At 60.4% G+C, this 2,426-nt stretch carries 2 protein-coding genes and 1 pseudogene; all 3 read left to right on the top strand.

Translation table 11 applies throughout. The annotated features are described in order from the left end of the window. Positions 1–470: sugar transferase (locus tag EN969_RS26690; RefSeq protein ID WP_206525237.1), on the top strand; the 470-nt coding region annotated here is incomplete at its 5' end. After that, the gene (locus tag EN969_RS26685; RefSeq protein WP_063167772.1) at positions 467–1,723 is read left to right on the top strand and encodes an O-antigen ligase family protein; all 1,257 of its coding nucleotides are present in this window, start codon (positions 467–469) and stop codon (positions 1,721–1,723) included. The genes EN969_RS26690 and EN969_RS26685, both read left to right, overlap by 4 nt. A 290-nt stretch (positions 1,724–2,013) precedes the next feature. Continuing rightward, positions 2,014–2,426: pseudogene (locus EN969_RS26680) on the top strand (porin family protein); the annotation flags it as partial.

Here is a 2,426-nt window from a genome sequence, read left to right as displayed (position 1 = left end):
AGCGGCACGGTTTCAACAACGAGATCATCGAGGTCTATAAGTTCCGTTCGATGTATACCGACAAGGCCGACCCGACCGCCAAGCAGACGGTGACCAAGAACGATCCTCGCGTCACCCGCGTCGGCCGCTTCATCCGCAAGACCTCGATCGACGAGCTGCCGCAGTTCTTCAATTCGCTTCTGGGTTCGCTATCGCTGGTCGGCCCGCGTCCGCACGCCATCGCCGCGCAGTCGCATAACCTGCTCTACAACGAGGTCGTCGACGGCTATTTCGCCCGCCACAAGGTCAAGCCCGGCGTCACCGGCTGGGCGCAGATCAATGGCTGGCGCGGCGAGATGGACACCAACGAGAAGATCCGCATGCGCACGGAGTATGATCTCTACTACATCGAGAACTGGTCGCTGCTGTTCGATTTGCGGATCCTGTTCCTGACGCCGCTCCGGCTGCTCAATACGGAAAACGCCTATTGAGCGCGATCAGCCATGATCTGCCGCAGGTCGTGGTCAACGCCAAGCTGGTCGCGCTGATTTCCTCGGGCGCGGTCTTCATCGGCATTCTGCTGTCCGGCTTCGTCATCAGCGAGCCGGCGCCCTATGAGCTCTACATGGCGGGGCTGATTGCCATCTGGGCGCTTTTCGGCTTGCGGATTTCCCGCGCGGCAACGCCGCTGCTGGTGCTGCTGGTGACGATGAACATCGGCGGCATGATCTCCATGACGCAGATGGCGGACCTCGCCAACACGCCGCTCTATCTCGCCGTGTCGCTGTTTCTCGCCTTCAGCGCGGTGTTCTTCGCATCGATCACAGCCGTACAGCCGAGCCTCTACCGATTGATCTTCATTGCCTATGTGGTTTCGGCCGTGGCCACCTCGCTGCTTGGCATTGCAGGCTACTTCCATGCCTTTCCGGGCGCCGAGATGTTCACCAAATACGACCGTGCCGCCGGCGCCTTCCAGGATCCGAACGTGTTTGGACCGTTCCTGGTGCTGCCCGGCATCTATCTGCTCTATTTGCTCCTGACCGGACCGGTGACGCGCATGCCGCTGCTGGCGGTGCCACTGCTGATCATCACCGCCGGCATCTTCTTCTCCTTTTCGCGCGGCGCCTGGGGCATGTTCGCCGTTTCGGCCGTCCTGCTCACCGGCTGCCTGTTCCTGCAGAGCGCCAGCGGCATGTTCCGGCTGCGCGTGGTGGTGATGACGATTGCAGCACTGGCGCTGCTGGTCGTCGCCATGATCGTCATCCTGCAGCTGCCCGGCGTGTCGGAGATGTTCTCCAACCGTGCCCATCTCGAACAGAGCTACGACACCGCCCGCCTCGGCCGCTTCGCCCGCTACGGCATCGGCTTCCAGATGGCGATGGAGCATCCGTTCGGCATCGGCCCGCTGGTCTTCGGCACGATCTTCGGTGAAGACACCCACGACATCTGGCTGAAGATGCTGATGGATTATGGCTGGCTCGGCTTCGTGTCGTTCCTCGCGCTCGTCTTGTGGACGATAGCAGCCGGCTTCCGCATCCTGCTGCGCGACCGGCCGTGGCAGCCCTATCTCCTGTGCGCCTATGTCGCCTTCATCGGCAATATCGGGCTCGGCACCTTCATCGACATCGACCACTGGCGCCATGTCTACCTGCTGCTCGGCCTGATCTGGGGCGCCATCGCGCTGGAATATAGGCATCAACTGCTGTTGCGGCCTGCCTTACAGGGCTCGCCGGCACCGGCATAAAAGTCGCGGGAGTGAGAGGGCTTCACGTTGGCCTTCGGTGGAGATCCGGCCCGCTCTACATCACGACGAAGACAGCTTCGAGAGCTTCCCGAATACGAAGTTTCTGATGGATTTCCTGACTAGGCGCTCTACATGCGCTTTACTCGGCTTCATTTGCGTTTTGAAGCGTCAGGCCAGTGTAGATCGAGTGCTCGACGGACGGTTGGTCCATGGCAAAAATATGCGGTTGTGGCAAAAACATCACATAATTTCATTTCGCTCCCGGCTATTGTTGTTCCCGAGGGAATTACTTGGGTTGGGAGAAATACGTGAATAGATTCTTAGCAGTTCTCGCGGTTGCCGCCCTGTCGGCAAGCACCGCGTCAGCAGCAGACATGTTGGCCCCGGTTGCGGGGTCGGCCTATGACTGGAGCGGCCTCTATGTCGGCGGCCATCTCGGCGTTGCCAATGGTGACATCACGGCAACGGATATGACCGAGCCAAACGGTGGGTTCTTCACCGACCTCGTTCCGGCGGGAACAGAAGGATTTGACTTCAACAAAGCCGGCGTAGCCGGCGGTATCCATGCAGGCGCGCAATGGCAGTGGGGACAGTTCATTCTGGGCGGCGAAGCGACCTGGACGGCAACGGGCATCCGCAAGACCATCACCAGCCCCTATTTCCCGGACAGCGACACCGAGACCGCCAAAATCTCGAATTATGC

Origin of the sequence: Mesorhizobium sp. M7A.F.Ca.CA.003.01.2.1 (genome assembly GCF_003998945.1) — a bacterium.
GTDB classification, from domain to species: Bacteria; Pseudomonadota; Alphaproteobacteria; order Rhizobiales; family Rhizobiaceae; genus Mesorhizobium; species Mesorhizobium ciceri.
Note: the sequence above shows the minus strand (reverse complement) of the source record. Positions and strands in the feature narration are given on the sequence as shown.